The following is a 17,620-nucleotide window of genomic DNA, read 5'->3' on the forward strand; positions in this document are numbered from 1 at the left end:
ACGCCGCACGCGGCTGCAAGCCGAGCGGCGAATTGGTATGCTTGCCCGATTGCAACACATCACGAGAGTACCCTCATGCCAGATTATCGCTCAAAAACCTCCACCTTCGGTCGCAACATGGCCGGCGCTCGCGCCCTGTGGCGCGCCACCGGCATGAAGGACGAAGACTTCAAGAAGCCCATCATCGCCGTTGCGAACTCATTCACCCAGTTCGTTCCGGGGCACGTACACCTGAAAGACATGGGCCAACTCGTCGCCCGTGAAATCGAAAAGGCCGGCGGCGTAGCCAAGGAATTCAACACCATCGCAGTCGATGACGGCATCGCCATGGGTCACGATGGCATGCTGTACTCACTACCCAGCCGCGAGATCATCGCTGATTCGGTCGAGTACATGGTCAACGCCCACTGCGCTGATGCCATCGTCTGCATCTCCAACTGCGACAAGATCACCCCCGGCATGCTGATGGCCGCACTGCGTCTCAACGTACCTGTGGTTTTTGTCTCTGGCGGCCCGATGGAAGCCGGCAAGACCAAGCTGGCCAGCCATGGTCTGGATCTGGTCGATGCCATGGTAATCGCCGCCGACGAGAGCAGTTCAGACGAAAAAGTCGCCGAGTATGAGCGTTCCGCCTGCCCAACCTGCGGCTCCTGCTCAGGCATGTTTACCGCCAACTCCATGAACTGTCTGACTGAAGCACTGGGCCTGGCACTGCCGGGCAACGGTTCGCTTCTGGCCACCCACAGCGATCGTGAAGAGCTGTTCCTGCGCGCGGGACGTACGATTGTTGATCTGTGCAAAACCTATTATGCCGACGGCGACGATAGCGTCCTGCCCCGCAGCATTGCCAACTTCAAGGCATTCGAAAATGCCATGACGCTGGACATTGCCATGGGCGGCTCAACCAATACCATTCTGCATTTGCTCGCTGCCGCTCAGGAAGGCGAGATCGAATTTGATCTGCGCGATATCGACCGCCTGTCACGCTCCGTCCCGCAGCTGTGCAAGGTCGCGCCAAATATCCAGAAGTACCACATGGAAGACGTGCACCGCGCCGGCGGCATCTTCAGCATCCTCGGCTCATTGGCGCGCGGCGGTTTGCTACACACCGACCTGCCCACCGTACACAGCCCGAGCATGGCGCAGGCGATCGCCGAATGGGATATCACCCAGACTGACGATGAAGCCGTTCATACCTTCTTCAAGGCAGGTCCGGCAGGCATCCCCACCCAGACCGCGTTCAGCCAATCCACACGCTGGGATACGCTGGACGACGATCGCGAAAACGGCTGCATCCGCAGCGTCGAGCACGCCTACTCCGCCGAGGGCGGCCTAGCGGTGCTTTATGGCAACATCGCAATGGACGGCTGCGTCGTGAAAACCGCTGGGGTAGACGAGTCTATCCACGTATTTGAAGGTTGCGCAAAAATCTTCGAGAGCCAGGACACCGCGGTCAAAGGCATTCTCGCCGATGAAGTCAAAGCCGGCGATATTGTCATCATTCGCTATGAAGGCCCCAAGGGCGGCCCAGGCATGCAGGAAATGCTTTACCCAACCAGCTACTTGAAATCCAAGGGACTGGGTAAGGACTGCGCGCTACTGACCGACGGTCGCTTTTCTGGCGGCACGTCAGGGCTGTCTATCGGCCACGCTTCACCCGAGGCAGCGGCTGGCGGCGCCATTGGCCTGGTGCGCGACGGCGACAAAATACTGATCGATATCCCCAATCGCAGCATCAACCTGCTGGTCAGCGATGAAGAGCTCTCCCATCGCCGTATTGAGCAGGACAAACTGGGTTGGAAGCCGGCCGAAAAGCGCCCGCGCAAAGTCACTACCGCACTCAAGGCTTATGCCTTGCTGGCTACCAGCGCCGACAAGGGTGCAGTGCGCGACAAGGCCATGCTTGAAGGATGAAGACGTCGTGGAGCGGGCAACCCGCTCCACGCCAAAATACGGTCAAAATGCAAAAAAAGACGGTAAAACGACATAGTTACGCCACTAAAGGCGTTGTGCCATACCACTGGTCGGGGATTATCCCCACTTCCTACATCAAAATGATGTAAGCAGTCTGTGATGGCGTTAACATCGGGTCGTCATTGAATTGTGCATGGACGACCACTAACGCAGATGCCTGGCACGGATCCGATCGAAACAACCACATTTAAGTTGCTGCTGGTTGAAACAGACCCCGCGAAGCGCGAGCGACTGCTCGAGTTGTGCCGTGCCCATTCCCCCGCCGAACTGCAAGTCGAAGTCTGCACTCGACCCAACGAGGCGATAGCGCGCCTGGCCAAAGGCAGCTTCCAGGCGAGCCTGCTGCCCAATGACATCGACCTGCTGCAAACCGCGCGCCGTGCGGCGCCCGATACGCTATATCTACTCATCAGCGATGGAACTACGCCAGAGCAAGACAGTAAAGCCATCCACGAAGGCGCTGACGACGTCCTGGCCTATGCCAATCTCGATACCGAGCAACTACAGCGTGCACTCATACACGCCGCACTAAGGCGTAGCAACGGTAAGAAGCTGGCGCAACTCGCACGCCAGGACCCACTAACCGGACTAGGCAATCGGGCACTGCTGGAAGATGAGCTCGAGCGCATGATCATTCGCGGTCAACGCAGCCCTACCGGCTTTGCACTGCTCTACATCGACCTGGACTATTTCAAGCAGATCAACGATAGCTTTGGCCATGGCCTTGGCGACCTGCTTCTGGCGGTTATTGCCAATCGACTAAGGCGCACCATGCGTCAAGACGACCTGATTGCGCGCATTGGCGGCGATGAATTCGTTGCTTTGCTCAATGACCTGCACGATCCAAACGACGCCGCGCTGATTGCCAGTAAGATAATCCACACGCTCAGCGAGCCTATTACCCTCAGCGGTCATCATCTACTCATTTCAGCCAGCATCGGCATAGCTACCTTCCCCGCGCATGGCGCTTCCGCCGCAGAGCTTTTGCAGCACGCCGACCAGGCCCTGTACCGGGCCAAGGCGAATGGTCGCAACGCCTACGCGTTCTACAACCCCGAGGAAAAGGCCCACACCCGCCACAATATTGATGTTGAGCAGGGGCTACGCCATGGCCTGCTGGAAGGTCAGTTCCGCCTGCACTACCAACCCATAGTCGATACCCAGCATGGTGATACTGTGGCGTGGGAGGCACTGCTACGCTGGCAACATCCGACCCTGGGACTGCTATCGCCGGATGCCTTCTTGAAATTGGCGGAGCATAGTGGCCTGATTCTGCCCATGGGGCACTGGGTGATAGGCCAGGCACTGGAGGCTGTGCGCGAGTGGCAGGAGGCAGGCGTCAATTGCCGGCTGTCAATCAACCTGAGTGATCGCGAACTGAAACAACCTCGTTTTGCCGATCAACTCCAACAGCTGCTGATCAAAAGCAAGGTGCCTCCTCAATTGCTACAACTTGAACTGCGTGAGGATGCGTTGTTGAAACACGCCAGTCAGGCCGCCAAGCTATGCAATGCCGTAGCCGCGCTTGGCGTTGATATATGGCTGGACCATTTTGGCACCGAGTACGGCGCCTTTGGCTACTTGAACCGACTCCCCATCAAAGGCGTCAAGATCAATACCAATGATCTTGATCCGCAGCGCGACCCGGAGCAGGCCGCGTACGTAAAGAACCTGATCAAACTCACGCGCAGCATGGACAAACATGTTACCGCTAATTGCGTCGAGGATGCTCACAGTGCTGAACAGCTTTCAAGCTGGGGTGGTAACTTCTTGCAAGGTTATTGGATTGGCAAGCCTCGCCCGCTAGAGTCGATCATTGCTGGCGCCAATAACAAGGGCCAGTAAAGCGCCCCTTCATTGCGTCATAGCAAGCCATCCCGAAAAACCGGCAATCAATCAGGCTGCAGTGCAGCGCTCCAGCACCTGATAGCAATGCGCCGGATACTCCTCCCCCGCAGCGACCGCGCGCTCGCTTACCAGGCGCCACTGAGCGTCAACAACCTCAGGAAACCAGGCATCACCATCGGGCTCAAGCTCAACGCGAGTCAAATACAGCCGATCAGCCAGGTCGAGACACTGCTCGTATAGATTGCCGCCGCCTATAATCATGATTTCATCGACCGCGTCCAGCTCAGCCTGATGATGCGCCAACGCCAGCGCCTGATCGATATCACCCACTACCTGCACCCCAGGAATGAGAAGTCCGGGCTGACGACTGATCACAATGTTGGCTCGCCCAGGTAAGGGCCGACCCAGCGAATCAAAGGTCTTTCGGCCCATGATGATTGGCTTGCCCCAAGTGGTCGCACGGAAATACTTGAGATCTTCCGGCAAGTGCCAAGGCATCTTGTTATCCCGGCCAATAATCCGATTGCGTGCCATAGCCGCAATCATGGCGACCTTTACGCTCCGCTCCGCCACACTCATACCGCCACCGGTGCCTTGATATGCGGATGACATTGATAGCCTTCCAGGGTGAAGTCATCAAAGGTAAAGGCAAACAGATCCTTGATCGCCGGATTCAAGCGCATCGTTGGCAGCGGCAGCGGTTCACGCGACAACTGCAGGTCCGTCTGCTCAATGTGATTGGAGTACAGGTGGCAATCGCCACCGGTCCAGACAAAGTCGCCGGGCTCCAGCTCACAGACCTGAGCAACCATAAGCGTCAGCAATGCATAGCTGGCAATATTGAAAGGCACACCAAGAAAGATGTCGGCTGAGCGCTGATACAGCTGGCAACTCAGTTTTCCATCGGCCACATAGAACTGGAACAGAGCATGACAGGGCGGCAGGGCCATCTCATCAACCAGGGCGGGATTCCAGGCTGACACAATCAGCCGCCGCGAGTCAGGGTTGGACTTGATCATCTGAATCAACTTGCTGATCTGGTCGATGGACTCCCCATTCGGCGCCGGCCATGACCGCCACTGATAACCGTAAACCGGCCCCAGATCACCATTCTCATCAGCCCATTCATCCCAGATGGAGACGCCATTTTCCTTCAAATAGCGGATATTGGTGTCGCCCTGCAGGAACCACAACAACTCATGAACAATAGACTTGAGATGGCACTTCTTGGTGGTCACCATGGGGAACCCGGCAGCCAGATCAAAGCGCATCTGATGACCAAAAACGCTGTAAGTACCGGTACCGGTGCGATCACTCTTGTAGGTGCCGGTTTCGCGCACCAGGCGCATCAGATCGAGATACTGTTTCATAGTTGGCGCCCCTCACGACGGTAAGCCAGGCCCATCATCAGGGCTCCAAGAAGAATCATGGGTATACATAGCAGCTGCCCCATGGTCAGCCAGCCAAAGGCCAGATAACCCAGCTGGGCATCCGGTACTCGAACGAACTCGACCGCAAAGCGGAAAATGCCGTAACAGATGGCAAACAACCCACTGACCGACATGGTCGGACGCGGCTTGCTGGAGTAAATCCAGAGGATGGTAAAGAGCGCCACGCCCTCCAAAGCAAACTGATACAACTGCGAGGGATGACGTGCCAGTTGCGCCGGGTCATTGGGAAACACCATAGCCCAAGGCAGATCAGTCGCTTTGCCCCATAGTTCGGAATTAATGAAATTACCGATACGACCTGTTCCCAAACCTATGGGCACCAAGGGGGCAACGAAGTCCATCAGGCGAAAGAAAGGCGCCTTCTGCTTATACGAAAACCATAGTACCGCCAGCAACACACCCAGCAACCCACCATGGAAAGACATACCCCCTTTCCAGATTTCCAGAATCAGCAACGGGTTGTCGATATAGGCCGACAAATCATAAAACAACACATAACCCAGCCGCCCCCCGGCAATCACACCGAGCGCCACCCAAAACACCAGGTCAGATAGCGTCTCTTTAGTCCACTCAGGAAAGTGTTCAGGCAGCCTGCGTTTGGCTAGCCACCAGGCTCCACCGATGCCGATCAGATACATCAGTCCGTACCAGTGGATCTGCAACGGACCCAGCGAAACCGCAACCGGGTCGATATTCGGGTAGGTCAACATAAGGACTCTCTAGACAAGGAAATTGATACCCACACACAACAGCAGGAGTGCGAATAATCGTTTCAACAACGTCTGTGACAGGCGATGCGCCAAGCGCGCACCAAAGCCTGCAAACAGCATACTGGTTGCCGCGATGCCAATCATCGCCGGCAGGTAAATATACCCAACACTCCACTCCGGCAAGGGCGCAGCAGACCAGCCAGTCCAGACAAAGCTTGCTGCACCCGCCAGCGCGATAGGCATGCCGCACGCAGATGAGGTGGCTACCGCCTGCTGCATCGGCACACTGCGCCAGACCAGAAAGGGCACGGTCAACGAACCGCCGCCAATACCGAAAATAGCCGAGGCCCAACCAATAAAGCCGCCGGCTAACGTCAGCGTCGGCTTGCCCGGCACATCAAGCGCGGCCTTGGGCTGCAACTTGAAGGCCATCTGGGCCGCCACCAGAATGGCGAACACACCAATAATTTTCTGCAACGCGGGACCAGAAATATAGGCTGCAGTCAGCGCTCCCAACACGCTACCCACCACAATGCCCAGGGTCATCCAGACAAACAGTGGCCAGCGCACGGCGCCGAGGCGATGGTGAGCACGTACGGCGTTGATTGACGTAAAGACAATAGTCGCCAGCGAGGTGCCCACAGCCATGTGGGTCAATACCTCAGGCGAAAACCCCTGCAGGGCAAAACTGTAGACCAGCACCGGCACTATGATCATGCCGCCGCCCACGCCAAACAGCCCGGCGAGGGTACCAGCGAAGCCGCCCAGTATCAGGTAGATCAAAAATTCCACAGAGCCCCCAGCCAAAACCGATTCGGATGCGCTGCCGGCATCCGTCGAGTGCGCTAGTTTAGCGGAAAACACGTCGCCACCATAACCACGCATAGCCAACAACTAATGTCCCACCCACCTAATGGCGACAACGGGTAGACTAATCAGATTCAAATAGGAGAACCGCATGTGTTTGCTCGCCCTGGCCTGGCAGGTGGCCGCTGACTATCCGCTGACCCTGATCGGCAATCGCGATGAATTTCACCACAGACCTACCCGCCCGGCACAGCCATGGCAGGAGGAAGGCATGCCCGAACTGCTGGCCGGCAAGGACCTGGAGGCTGGCGGAACCTGGCTCGGTGTCACGCGTAGCGGGCGCTTTGCAGCACTAACCAATATTCGTTCCCCCGGCGCCATACGTGGCCCCCTGTCACGAGGGAAGTTGGTGCTCGACTACCTGGCAGGAACCGACACTGCGGCAGACTACCTTAGCCAATTAAGCGAGAAGTCCGCTGACTTTGCCGGCTTCAACCTACTGGTGGGGGATCGGCACAGGCTATGGTACTTAAATAGCCAGGAGGGCCAACCACGTGAGCTGCCGCCAGGCGTCTATGGGCTCTCCAACGCCGCGCTAAACACCCCATGGCCAAAGCTGACGCAATTGCGCGAGCAGCTCACAGCCATGCCGCAGGCAGCACCCGAACAGCTGCTACCCCTGCTGCATGATGAGCATATTTATGCTGATGAACTGCTGCCGCAGACCGGCGTGAGTTCTGATCTGGAACGCATGCTTTCAGCCTGCTTTATTATTGGTAACCAGGACTATGGTACCCGCGCCAGCAGCTTGCTGCGCCTGCATGCCAATCATGACGTGGAGTTGATAGAACAGCGCTTCGGCCCACTGGGCCAGAAGGAAGGAGAGAACCGCTGGCTACTGCCAGCGCAAACTCAACGGGCCTGACTGAGCACTTTGCCAAGCCCCATCCGACGCAATGCCAGATGCAGGGTGCTGAGCACTAAATGCGGGTTATCCAGCTCGATAACCTCATCCAGCAGCGCCTTAGCGTCGCTCAGCTTGATCTGCCTGAGCAACCATTTAACTTTGGGCAGATTGGTCGCATTCATCGATAGCACATCACAGCCCATGGCCATCAAAAGTACAGCTGCTGCGGGGTCGCCAGCCATCTCACCGCAGACACTCATCGGCTTGCCCGCTTCACGGCAAGCGGTAGCAACCTTGATCAGCGCCTGTAATACCGCTGGGTGCAACGAGTGATAGAGATCGGCCACCCTCGGATTGTTGCGATCCACCGCCAGCAAATACTGCGTTAGGTCGTTGGTGCCAACGGAGAGAAAGTCGACCATCTGAATCATTTCACGTGCCTGATAGACCGCTGCCGGCACTTCAATCATGACGCCAATCGGCGGCATCGGCACATCAACGCCCTCGTCCAGCACCTCACCATAGGCACGATGAATAAGATGCAGAGCTTCTTCAACCTCAAACACACTGCTGATCATCGGCAACATGATGCGCAGGTTATTTAGCCCCTCGCTGGCCTTGAGCATGGCACGGGTCTGAACCAGGAAAATTTCCGGGTGATCGAGAGTGACTCGAATCCCTCGCCACCCGAGGAAGGGGTTGTCTTCCTTGATCGGAAAATAGGTTAACGCCTTGTCACCGCCAATATCCAGAGAACGCATGGTCACTGGCAATGGGTGAAATGCCTCAAGCTGCTCACGATAAGTTGCCTGCTGTTCTTTCTCGCTGGGAAAGCGATCCTGAATCATGAAGGGCACTTCAGTGCGATAGAGCCCTACCCCCTCGGCACCGCGATCCAGCGAACGGGCAACGTCGGCCAACAGGCCAGTATTGACCAGCAAAGGCATACGGTGGCCGTCCAGGGTGACACAGGGCACATCACGCAGCTTCTCCAGCCCCTGCACCAGCTCACGCTCTTCGCGCACCAGCTCAAGATACTGACGCCTCAGTTCCGGCGACGGATTGGTGTATACCTCGCCACGGTTACCGTCGACGATCAACTCCATACCGTCTACCCGGGTGTAGGGCAGATCAACCGCACCCATCACTGTGGGTATCCCCATGGCCCGGGCCAAAATAGCGACGTGAGAGCTACCGGAGCCCAGCACCGAGACCAAACCGACCAGCTTTTCCTTGGGTACCTGGCCGAGCATCACCGGTGACAGCTCTTCACTCACCAGAATCGTATGCTCAGGAAACACTAGCTCCTGCTGACCAACCGCCTGAAGGTAGGCCAGAATACGACGCCCGAGATCCTTGACGTCTGCCGCACGCTCGCGCAAATAGGGGTCATCCATTAGCTCGAAACGACCCACGTGCGCACTCACCACCTCACGCAGCGCACCCTGCGCCCACTGGCCAGCGCGAATAGCCTTGCTCACCTCATTACCCAAAGCCGCGTCGTCGAGCATCATCATGTACACGTCGAACAACGCGAGTTCTTCCGGACGTAACTGACTTGAGAGCTTGGCAGATAGCGCCTGCATATCGGCACGCACACTATCCAGCGCGCCACGGAACAGGCGGATCTCCGCTTCGATGTCTTTCGCCGGTTTGTCCGGAACTGCCTTTAAATCGGCTGGCGGCAGGATAACCACGGCATGGCCGATGGCGACGCCGGGAGCACCAGCAACCGCGTCAAAGCGCGTGTCCTGAACGACCTCACCGCCCCAGCCAAGGCCGCCAATAGCACCAGTAGCTTCTGCGTGGGCAATAACACCTGAGAGCTGAGCGCTCATAGTCACCAGAAAGGCTTCTTCGCCTTCGTCGAACTGACGGCGCTCTTTCTGCTGAATAACCAGAACACCCATCACCCGCCTGTGGTGAATGATCGGCACACCCAGAAAGGAGGCGTAACGCTCTTCGCCGGTTTCGGCAAAGTAGCGGAAACGCGGGTGGGAGGCAGCATCTTCAAGGTTAACGGGCTCTTCACGGGTGCCGACATAGCCAATCAAACCCTCGTTGGTAGCGAGCGTAACCGTGCGCACGGCGTCCTTGTTCAAACCCTCGGTAGCCATCAGCACGTAGCGGCCAATATCGGGATTCAGCAAGTACACCGAGCAGACCTCGGTGCCCATCGCCTCGCGTACACGCTGCACGATAATGTCCAGAGCCGCTGCCAGATCCCTGGCAGAGTTCACCTCTTGGACAATTCGGCGCAACGTGTTGAGCATATTCAACAACCTGGAAGACTGGTGAGTAGACGCGGCGCCAGCTCTTTCATGGCACGCCGGTAAACATCACGCTTGAATGGAACTACCTGCCCCAGAGGATACCAATAACTGACCCAGCGCCAGCCATCGAATTCAGGTTTTGCGGTCTTGGTCATACATACCTGCCGTTCTTCAGCCTTAAGGCGCAACAGAAACCACTTCTGCTTCTGACCAACGCAGACCGGCTGCGAGTGATTACGGATCAAGCGCTGTGGCAAGCGATAACGCAACCAGCCACGCGTACAGGCAAGAATTTCGACATCTTCCGGCAGCAGGCCAACCTCCTCGTGAAGTTCGCGATACAGTGCCTGCTCGGGGCTCTCGTTACGCTGAATGCCCCCCTGTGGAAACTGCCAGGAATCCTGCCCGATACGTCTGGCCCAAAGCACCTGTCCCAACTCATTAGTCAGGATGATGCCAACATTGGGTCTAAAACCATCGAGGTCAATCACAGCCAGTATCCTTCTTTTTATATCGTCTGCATTGTTCCACAAAGACAGCTGAAGCGGCAATTATAGAAACAGGCAATACTGCCAGCGCAGCTCAGGAGCGCATTTCTCCCTTCAGTGCATTATCCTAACAGCTGTTTTTAACCATATCCGACTTTCCAGGAGCCTCTTTTGAGCCTTGCCATTTTTGATCTCGATAACACTCTGCTCGGCGGCGATAGCGATCACGCCTGGGGCGAATTCATTGTTGCCCATCAGATTGTCGATCCCGAGGCCTATCAGGCCCAAAACGACAGGTTCTTTAATGACTATCTGGCCGGCAAGCTGGATATTCAGGTTTATCTGAATTTCTGTCTGCAGCTACTTGGCGAGCATGAGACGGCCCAGCTGAATGCCTGGCACGAAGCGTTTATGGCCGAGAAGATTACGCCCATTATACTGCCCAAAGCCCTGGCCTTGATCGAAGAGCACCGTGCCGCAGGCGATACCCTGATGATCATCACCGCAACCAACCGGTTTATCACTGCGCCTATCGCACGCAAACTCGGGATTGATATCCTGCTGGCGACCGAGTGTGAACGCGATGACAAAGGTTTCACCGGCCGCACCACCGACGTGCCCTGCTTCCGCGAAGGCAAGGTAACTCGACTGCAACGCTGGCTGCTGGAAAACAATCGAACACTGAACGGCAGCTACTTCTACAGCGACTCGCACAACGACCTGCCACTGCTAAGCATGGTCGAGCACCCGGTCGCGGTTGATCCGGACGAGACACTGAAGGCACATGCCGAAGCGCAGGGTTGGCCCGTCGTCAGTCTTCGCTGACACCACAGCCGCAAGCTACAAGCTATAAGCTATAAGCGGCAAGCTAGAAGCTGGAAGCTGGAAGCGGTCCGAGTGGTGTGATGGGAGCTCTGTCTCGGGCCGCTGGCTGTTTTACTTGAGGCCCAACCCATAGGCCAACCTGGGCTGCTTGTAGCTTGTAGTTTGCGGCTTGGGCCTTGCAGCTCGCTGCTCCTCAGACCGGCGTGACACGGCAGAAAAGTGCCTTGATATAAGCGGTTTCTGGAATCGCCGGATGCACCGGATGATCCGCGCCTTGATAGCCGCGCTCGGTAATCACCAGATTGCGATCCAGGTGTCGACTGGCACCCAGGAGCGCTTCTTTCAGCTTATCTTCTTCCAGATGCATCGAGCAGGACGCCGAGACCAGAATGCCGTCTTTGTTAAGCAAGCGCATGGCCTGTTCGTTCAGACGACGGTACGCCGCTTCGCCGTTACGAATATCCTTGCGCTTCTTGATAAAGGCTGGCGGATCAGCAATCACCACATCAAAACGCTCACCCGCGTTCTTCAACTCTTTAAGGGCCGTCATCACGTCGCCCTCGACCACGACCATTTTTTCCGCTACGCCATTAAGCTCGGCATTGGCTTCTACCCGATCGAGCGCCGGCGCGGAACTATCCACACACATAACCTCGGTCGCGCCAAAAGCCGCGGCCTGCACGCCCCAGCCACCAATATAGCTATACAGATCCAGGACGCGCTTGCCTTCTACATAAGGCGCAAGGCGTGCACGATTGTTTCGGTGGTCATAGAACCAGCCGGTTTTCTGTCCATCACGGACCGGTGCCTGAAAAGCGACGCCATTCTCTTCCAAAGCTACCAACTCGGGCATGGTGCCAAAGGCGTCTTCAACATAGGAAGGCAGCCCTTCCAGCTTGCGCGCCCCGCTGTCATTCTTGAATAGCACCGCCTGCGGTTTAAATACCTGAACCAGAGCCGCAACGATGTCATCGCGCACACGCTCCATCCCGGGCGTGCCAATCTGTACGACAAAGTAGTCACCAAAGCGATCTATCACCAGTCCCGGCAACAGATCAGATTCACCGTAAACGAGACGATAGAAAGGCTTGCCGAACAGACGTTCGCGCAGGCTCAACGCAATCTTGAAACGATGTACCAGCAATGATTTGTCCAGCAAATGGCTGGTATCGCGGCTGTGCAAACGCGCGCAGATCAGGTTGTTGGGGCTAACGCAGGCGAGACCCAGCGGCTTGCCCGTCGATGTCTCAAGCTGCACTTCCTGGCCCAGTTGCAACTCGGTCAAGGGGGTCTGAGCGGTATCGACTTCATTACTGAAGACCCACAGATGGCCTCCGCGAATGCGTCTTTCGGAACTATGTTTGAGACGCAGGCTTGGCAGTGTCATGGGGTACTCCGGGTAGGATTCAGCTGAAAAATATAGCAGCATACAATTATACAGGGTGCCAAGCGCACTAGTCTCCGGCTAAACTCAGCAGTCAGACAATCGAGACAGTAATGGATCAGAAAACCATGACCCCGGACCTTACGGATGAGCAAATAGCCAGAGCCCTGCAGGGCATCAGTGTGCCGCCGCAGCCGCAAATCATGGTTGACCTGCAAATGGAACAGGTCATGCCAGACCCTGATCTTAAATCCATCGCACGGCTGATAAGCCAGGACCCAGGGCTCTCGGGTAGCCTGCTGAAAATTGTTAATTCACCGTTCTTTGGCCTGGCCAACCGAATTACCTCCATCCAGCAGGCAGTGAACCTGCTGGGTGTCAGCCGCGTCATCAACATCGTCAATGCGCAGTCAATTCGTGGCGAACTGACGGATGAGAATATCGTCAACCTGAACCGATTTTGGGACAGCGCGCAGGACATCGCCATGACCTGCATGACACTCGCCAAACGCATCGGCTGCGTTGAGCCCGATGAGGCCTACGCCTTGGGTCTGTTTCACAACTGTGGCATTCCCTTAATGCTCAGTCGTTTTCCCTACTACATCGAAGTGATGGAAGAGTCCTACGCACAGGACCAGACCCGCATAGTCGATGTGGAAAACCAGCGAATGAATACCAACCACGCCGTCATTGGTTACTACACAGCAAAATCCTGGTTACTGCCCAAGCACCTCTGTGAGGCTATCGCCAGCCACCACAATGCTCAGCAGTTGTTTCTCACACCAGACAACGTTGATGCCGTACAGAAAAACCTGCTGGCGATTCTGAAAATGGCCGAGCACATCTGTAAAGCCTACCGAGTGCTGGGTAATCAACAAATTGACCATGAGTGGAATGCGGTTGGCGGCGCCATCCTCGAATATGTTGGCCTATCCGAGTACGATTTTGAAAATCTGGAAGCCGTTTGCCAGGAACTGACAACCACCAGTTAAGGTTGCTATCTTCACGCTTGAGCAAACAACTTCAGCAGCTGCTATCTGCAGACTCACAGGAGATAACGCATGACCACCCCGCTCGTGATCACCGTAATGTCAGCCGACAAGCCAGGCTTGGTAGAAAGTCTGGCCAACGTCATCAGCAACCAGGGCGGTAACTGGCTGGAGAGCCGCATGGCGCGCATGGCGGGACAATTCGCCGGTATTCTGCGTGTGGATATTGCCAGCGATCAGGTTGAGGCACTGCGCATTGAACTCGACAACCTGACGCATCTTGGTATTAATGTGCAGGTAGCTATCAGCGGTCTCGCCGCTGAACCAGAGCAGCAGACGCTACTGCTTAACCTGGTGGGCAATGATCGCCCAGGCATCGTACATGAGGTTTCTCAGGTACTGGCCAGCCACGGCGTCAATGTGGAGTCACTGGAAACAGAATGCTCACCTGCACCGATGAGCGCAGACCTGCTGTTCAAGGCGCAGGCGCAACTTGGCGTGTATCCGCAAACCGACCTGGATGCTCTGCGTGACGCGCTGGAAAATCTTGCTGACGACCTGATGGTCGAATTGCAGGCGCTACCGGAAAGCTGAGACGAGGCCTGAGCGCCACTGCACCGAAGCCCGGGGCAGTGGCAAAAGAGCGCAACAAAACCTCAGTGCTTGCCGAGTTTCTTTTCGGTAAACAAATATTCGCGCAGTTGCTCATCGAAAACAGGATCACGGCGTCGAATCCACTCGATCGTCATTGCCGCGTGCTCCTTCTCTTCATCACGGTTGTGGACCAGAACCGCTTTCAGCTCTTCATCCTTGCAGGCGTCAACCCGCTGGTTGTACCAATCGACCGCCTCCAACTCCTCCATCAACGACACCACGGCACGATGCATGTCACGGGTTTCGTCGCTCAGCTCCGCGACGGGTTCATGGTAGCCTTCACTCGACATATCGATTTCTCCTCAGAATTAACACTTCAATACATACTCACGGGAAAAGTCGGCCCTTCTTGTTGAGGGCCTGTTTACTTCTCTGCACTACAGCAAAAAGGTTAGTCCAACCTGGAATAGACGCTCCACCGCCGGAACATCCCGCTGATCCGGGACAAACACAATGATGTGATCGCCATCCTCAATGACCGTGCTGTCGTGCGCGATAATCACATTCTCACCACGCACCACTGCGCCCACTACCGTTCCTGAAGGCAGAGCCAACTCGTCCAGACGCCGCCCCACGACCTGGGAGCTCTGCACATCACCATGAGCCACTGCCTCCATAGCCTCGGCAGCGCCGCGCCGCAGCGAATGCACAGCGACGACGTCGCCTTTACGCACATGCGTCAGCAACGCGCCTATGGTCGCTTGTTGCGGCGAAATCGCGATATCAATATCACCACCCTGCACCAATTCGGCGTAGGCCGGATTGCTGATCAAGGTGATAACGGTACGCGCACCCATACGTTTGGCCAGCATGGACGCCATGATATTAGCCTCGTCATCATTGGTCACCGCCAGGAAAACATCGATACTCTCAATACTTTCCTCGATCAGCAGTTCGCGATCCGAGGCGCTGCCATGCAGCACCGTTGTGTGCAGCAGCTGTTGCGACAACCATTGGCAGCGCGGCAAGTCATGCTCAATCAATTTAACCCGATAAGCACTTTCAAGCGATTGCGCCAGACGCGCACCAACACTGCCGCCACCGGCAATCATGATGCGCTTGTAAGGCTTTTCGCGCCGCCGCAGCTCGGTTAGTACCGCACGAATATCCGACTTGGCAGCTACGAAAAAGAGCTCATCACCCTCCTCGATCACCGTATCGCCCTGCGGAATTACCGAGCGATCACGGCGAAAGATCGCAGCCACACGAATTTCGACAGAGGGCAATAAATCTCGCAGCGAGGAAATCTCATGACCAATCAGCGCGCCCCCTTTGAGCGCGCGTACCGCAACTAGCTGCGCACGGCCGTCAGCAAAGTTGATGACCTGCAGTGCGCCGGGGTAACGAATCAGCTTCTTCAGGTTACGGGTAACCAGCGCCTCCGGATTGATCAACACATCAACCGGTACCGACGCCTTGGCGAATAGCGCCTGCCCCTGCTCCATATAGCCGGGCTCTCGCACACGGGCGATTTTGCGCGGCACATTGAATAGCGATTGCGCGACCTGACAGGCGATCATATTGATCTCATCGCTATTGGTCACCGCGACCAGCATATCGGCATCCTCGGCACCCGCTCGTGACAGCGTTACCGGGTGCGAGCCGGGGGCACAAATTACCTTGATGGATGGGAAGCGCTCTTGCAGGAGCTGCAGGCGCTGTTTATCGATGTCCACCACAGTGATGTCTTTGGCCTCACCGACCAGATTTTCTACCAGGCTGCGGCCAACCTGCCCCGCGCCCAGTACTATGATTCGCATCAACTATCTCCGACCATTTTACTGCGCGTCTGAAAGTCCTCAGCCGCGCCAGAACATGGGGGTAAAGAGTACCATCAAGGTCAACAGTTCCAAGCGTCCCATCAACATCGCCAGTGACAGCAACCATTTGGCAGCGTCAGGCAAGCTGGCAAAGTTGCCGGCAGGCCCAATAATCTCACCCAGCCCTGGCCCCACGTTGGTCAGCGCGGTCGCTGCTGCCGTCAGACTCGTCAGCAAATCCAACCCCATCATCGCCAGTAGCAAGGTAACTATCGCCAGCGTCAGGAAAAATAGAAAAGAAAAAGCGATAGCCGACAGTATGATGTCGTCTTGCACCGGTTTGCCGTTGTACTGAGTGACAAAGACACCGTTAGGGTGCACCAATTTACGAATTTGTGTACGCAGGAACAGGTAACTGAGCTGGAAGCGAAATACCTTCATACCGCCGCTGGTCGAGCCGGAGCACCCGCCGATGAAGGTCACGACAAAGAACAGCGCAATACCGAAGGTTCCCCACTGGGTGTAGTCGTCAGCGGCAAAGCCGGTGGTGGTGATCACCGAAACCAGATTGAAGGCCGCCTTGGTGACGGCCTCATAGGGGGTAAACAGGTTAAGGTTGATCAAATCAACGGTCAGCAGCAAGGTCACCGCGACAATAATGCCGAAAAAGCCCAGCACCTGCTGATTATTAAGCAATGCTAACGATGGCCGACGAGCAAAGCCAATCAGGAGCGTAAACGGCAAAGCGCTAAGGATCATGAACAAAATAGAGACCCAGAGTATCGGCGCATCAAAGCGGCCCATCGAGCGGTCATCCGTTGCAAACCCGCCGGTAGAAACCGTCGCCATGGCGTGGTTCACGGCATCGAAAAACGTCATGCCAACCAACCAATAACTGGTAATGCAGGCGACCGTCAGCGTCAGATAGGTGAGTACAAGCAGACGGGCCAACGACTGAATTCGCGGAATTGACTTATCCGACCAGTCAGACGACTCGGTATGGAACAAGCGCATGCCACCAATACGCAAAAACGGCAGGATGGATACCGCCATGCCAATGACCCCCAGACCGCCCAACCATTGCAGCAGCGAGCGCCACAGTAGCAGACTGGGAGAGAGATTTTCGATGCCACTGAGGACAGTAGAGCCTGTAGTGGTAATACCTGAGACAGCCTCGAATACCGCGTCTACCGCGCTAAGCTGAAAGTGGCTGAAGAACAGAGGTAGCGCGCCGACCAAAGACATCATTACCCAACTGAGACTGGTCAGCAGATACAGCTGCCGCGAGATCAGATGAAACCCACTAGCGCGACAACCAAGGACCAGCATCAATCCAAAGGCCAGCGTAATACCACAGGAGATCAGAAAGACCTCCATTTCAGGATCCTGGCGAACCCATGCAAACAGGGCGACACAAGCCATAAGCCCCGACATGATCAAAACGAGAATGCCACAGACAAACAATACCGGACGCAAAAACCGGAACATGTAAAGGCCCCTAACTACCCTATTAAGTCGACACATGATACCCAAACACACAGGTGTTCGCC

The 17,620-nt window shown here is 56.2% G+C and carries 16 protein-coding genes; 6 read left to right on the forward strand and 10 right to left on the reverse strand.

The features are described from left to right. The first annotated feature begins 75 nt into the window (after positions 1-75). Together ilvD and H4J77_RS01175 are read left to right on the forward strand one after the other, a co-directional pair. Positions 76-1,914, forward strand: a complete 1,839-nt coding sequence (gene ilvD / locus H4J77_RS01170) for a dihydroxy-acid dehydratase (protein ID WP_182246678.1) — start codon at positions 76-78, stop codon at positions 1,912-1,914. 213 nt (positions 1,915-2,127) lie between these two features. Then, complete coding sequence (locus H4J77_RS01175) at positions 2,128-3,819, forward strand: EAL domain-containing protein (RefSeq protein ID WP_182246680.1); 1,692 nt, start codon at positions 2,128-2,130, stop codon at positions 3,817-3,819. Between the two features lie 51 nt (positions 3,820-3,870). On the opposite strand, the gene H4J77_RS01180 is transcribed toward H4J77_RS01175, so the two are convergent. Genes H4J77_RS01180 through H4J77_RS01195 form a run of 4 tightly spaced genes read right to left on the reverse strand, consistent with a single transcriptional unit; the run spans position 3,871 to position 6,775 of the window. Next, positions 3,871-4,434, reverse strand: a complete 564-nt coding sequence (locus H4J77_RS01180; RefSeq protein WP_235869627.1) for a dihydrofolate reductase — start codon at positions 4,432-4,434, stop codon at positions 3,871-3,873. After that, a complete protein-coding gene (locus H4J77_RS01185; RefSeq protein ID WP_182246682.1) occupies positions 4,398-5,192 on the reverse strand; it encodes a thymidylate synthase in 795 nt (264 codons plus the stop codon). Before H4J77_RS01185 ends, H4J77_RS01180 begins: the two co-directional genes overlap by 37 nt. After that, the gene (gene lgt, locus H4J77_RS01190) at positions 5,189-5,983 is read right to left on the reverse strand and encodes a prolipoprotein diacylglyceryl transferase (RefSeq protein WP_123888405.1); all 795 of its coding nucleotides are present in this window, start codon (positions 5,981-5,983) and stop codon (positions 5,189-5,191) included. The genes H4J77_RS01185 and lgt overlap by 4 nt, the downstream gene beginning before the upstream one ends. A 9-nt stretch (positions 5,984-5,992) precedes the next feature. Then, on the reverse strand, positions 5,993-6,775 hold the full coding sequence (locus tag H4J77_RS01195; RefSeq protein WP_182246684.1) for a sulfite exporter TauE/SafE family protein: 783 nt from the start codon (positions 6,773-6,775) through the stop codon (positions 5,993-5,995). Between the two features lie 166 nt (positions 6,776-6,941). On the opposite strand from H4J77_RS01195, the gene H4J77_RS01200 reads away from it, so the two are divergent. Further along, positions 6,942-7,715: an NRDE family protein gene (locus H4J77_RS01200; protein WP_182246686.1), complete on the forward strand. Its 774-nt coding sequence runs from the start codon at positions 6,942-6,944 to the stop codon at positions 7,713-7,715. Here the strand turns inward: H4J77_RS01200 and ptsP are convergent. Both ptsP and rppH read right to left on the reverse strand, forming a co-directional pair. Next, positions 7,703-9,970 (reverse strand): phosphoenolpyruvate--protein phosphotransferase, encoded by a 2,268-nt coding sequence (ptsP, locus tag H4J77_RS01205; protein WP_123888402.1) that lies wholly within the window; start codon positions 9,968-9,970, stop codon positions 7,703-7,705. The two genes, H4J77_RS01200 and ptsP, sit on opposite strands and share 13 nt — an antisense overlap. A 2-nt stretch (positions 9,971-9,972) precedes the next feature. Then, positions 9,973-10,461 carry an RNA pyrophosphohydrolase gene (gene rppH / locus H4J77_RS01210; protein ID WP_123888401.1) on the reverse strand — a complete coding sequence of 163 codons (489 nt, stop codon included), beginning with the start codon at positions 10,459-10,461 and terminating at the stop codon, positions 9,973-9,975. A gap of 168 nt (positions 10,462-10,629) precedes the next feature. Here rppH and H4J77_RS01215 point away from each other — a divergent pair, with 168 nt between their 5' ends. Then, positions 10,630-11,283 (forward strand): HAD family phosphatase, encoded by a 654-nt coding sequence (locus H4J77_RS01215; RefSeq protein ID WP_182246688.1) that lies wholly within the window; start codon positions 10,630-10,632, stop codon positions 11,281-11,283. Positions 11,284-11,476: 193 nt separating this feature from the next. Here the strand turns inward: H4J77_RS01215 and H4J77_RS01220 are convergent, their stop codons facing one another. Next, positions 11,477-12,670: a class I SAM-dependent rRNA methyltransferase gene (locus H4J77_RS01220; RefSeq protein ID WP_182246690.1), complete on the reverse strand. Its 1,194-nt coding sequence runs from the start codon at positions 12,668-12,670 to the stop codon at positions 11,477-11,479. 125 nt (positions 12,671-12,795) lie between these two features. Here H4J77_RS01220 and H4J77_RS01225 point away from each other — a divergent pair, with 125 nt between their 5' ends. Together H4J77_RS01225 and H4J77_RS01230 are read left to right on the forward strand one after the other, a co-directional pair. After that, positions 12,796-13,659 carry an HDOD domain-containing protein gene (locus H4J77_RS01225; RefSeq protein ID WP_123888514.1) on the forward strand — a complete coding sequence of 288 codons (864 nt, stop codon included), beginning with the start codon at positions 12,796-12,798 and terminating at the stop codon, positions 13,657-13,659. A gap of 69 nt (positions 13,660-13,728) precedes the next feature. Then, a complete protein-coding gene (locus tag H4J77_RS01230) occupies positions 13,729-14,250 on the forward strand; it encodes a glycine cleavage system protein R (RefSeq protein WP_123888398.1) in 522 nt (173 codons plus the stop codon). 62 nt (positions 14,251-14,312) lie between these two features. On the opposite strand, the gene H4J77_RS01235 is transcribed toward H4J77_RS01230, so the two are convergent. The 3 genes from H4J77_RS01235 to H4J77_RS01245 all read right to left on the reverse strand — a co-directional run bounded on the left by H4J77_RS01235 (position 14,313) and on the right by H4J77_RS01245 (position 17,558). Next, entirely contained in the window at positions 14,313-14,600 is a 288-nt protein-coding gene (locus H4J77_RS01235; protein WP_123888397.1) for an encapsulin-associated ferritin-like protein, read from the reverse strand. Positions 14,601-14,687: 87 nt separating this feature from the next. Then, complete coding sequence (trkA, locus tag H4J77_RS01240) at positions 14,688-16,070, reverse strand: Trk system potassium transporter TrkA (protein ID WP_182246692.1); 1,383 nt, start codon at positions 16,068-16,070, stop codon at positions 14,688-14,690. Between the two features lie 39 nt (positions 16,071-16,109). Next, positions 16,110-17,558 carry a TrkH family potassium uptake protein gene (locus tag H4J77_RS01245; RefSeq protein WP_182246694.1) on the reverse strand — a complete coding sequence of 483 codons (1,449 nt, stop codon included), beginning with the start codon at positions 17,556-17,558 and terminating at the stop codon, positions 16,110-16,112. Positions 17,559-17,620 lie beyond the last annotated feature (62 nt).

The organism is Pseudomonas sp. 5Ae-yellow (assembly GCF_014077575.1).
GTDB lineage: Bacteria > Pseudomonadota > Gammaproteobacteria > Pseudomonadales > Pseudomonadaceae > Halopseudomonas > Halopseudomonas neustonica.

Bases quoted from the DNA above. Each gene is read 5' to 3' on its own strand.
- ilvD (WP_182246678.1), top strand. From the start codon at position 76: ATGCCAGATTATCGCTCAAAAACCTCCACCTTCGGTCGCAACATGGCC.
- H4J77_RS01180 (WP_235869627.1), bottom strand. From the start codon at position 4,434: ATGTCATCCGCATATCAAGGCACCGGTGGCGGTATGAGTGTGGCGGAG.
- trkA (WP_182246692.1), bottom strand. From the start codon at position 16,070: ATGCGAATCATAGTACTGGGCGCGGGGCAGGTTGGCCGCAGCCTGGTA.
- ptsP (WP_123888402.1), bottom strand. From the start codon at position 9,970: ATGCTCAACACGTTGCGCCGAATTGTCCAAGAGGTGAACTCTGCCAGG.
- H4J77_RS01245 (WP_182246694.1), bottom strand. From the start codon at position 17,558: ATGTTCCGGTTTTTGCGTCCGGTATTGTTTGTCTGTGGCATTCTCGTT.
- H4J77_RS01185 (WP_182246682.1), bottom strand. From the start codon at position 5,192: ATGAAACAGTATCTCGATCTGATGCGCCTGGTGCGCGAAACCGGCACC.
- H4J77_RS01220 (WP_182246690.1), bottom strand. From the start codon at position 12,670: ATGACACTGCCAAGCCTGCGTCTCAAACATAGTTCCGAAAGACGCATT.
- H4J77_RS01225 (WP_123888514.1), top strand. From the start codon at position 12,796: ATGACCCCGGACCTTACGGATGAGCAAATAGCCAGAGCCCTGCAGGGC.
- H4J77_RS01175 (WP_182246680.1), top strand. From the start codon at position 2,128: ATGCCTGGCACGGATCCGATCGAAACAACCACATTTAAGTTGCTGCTG.
- H4J77_RS01200 (WP_182246686.1), top strand. From the start codon at position 6,942: ATGTGTTTGCTCGCCCTGGCCTGGCAGGTGGCCGCTGACTATCCGCTG.
- H4J77_RS01235 (WP_123888397.1), bottom strand. From the start codon at position 14,600: ATGTCGAGTGAAGGCTACCATGAACCCGTCGCGGAGCTGAGCGACGAA.
- lgt (WP_123888405.1), bottom strand. From the start codon at position 5,983: ATGTTGACCTACCCGAATATCGACCCGGTTGCGGTTTCGCTGGGTCCG.
- H4J77_RS01230 (WP_123888398.1), top strand. From the start codon at position 13,729: ATGACCACCCCGCTCGTGATCACCGTAATGTCAGCCGACAAGCCAGGC.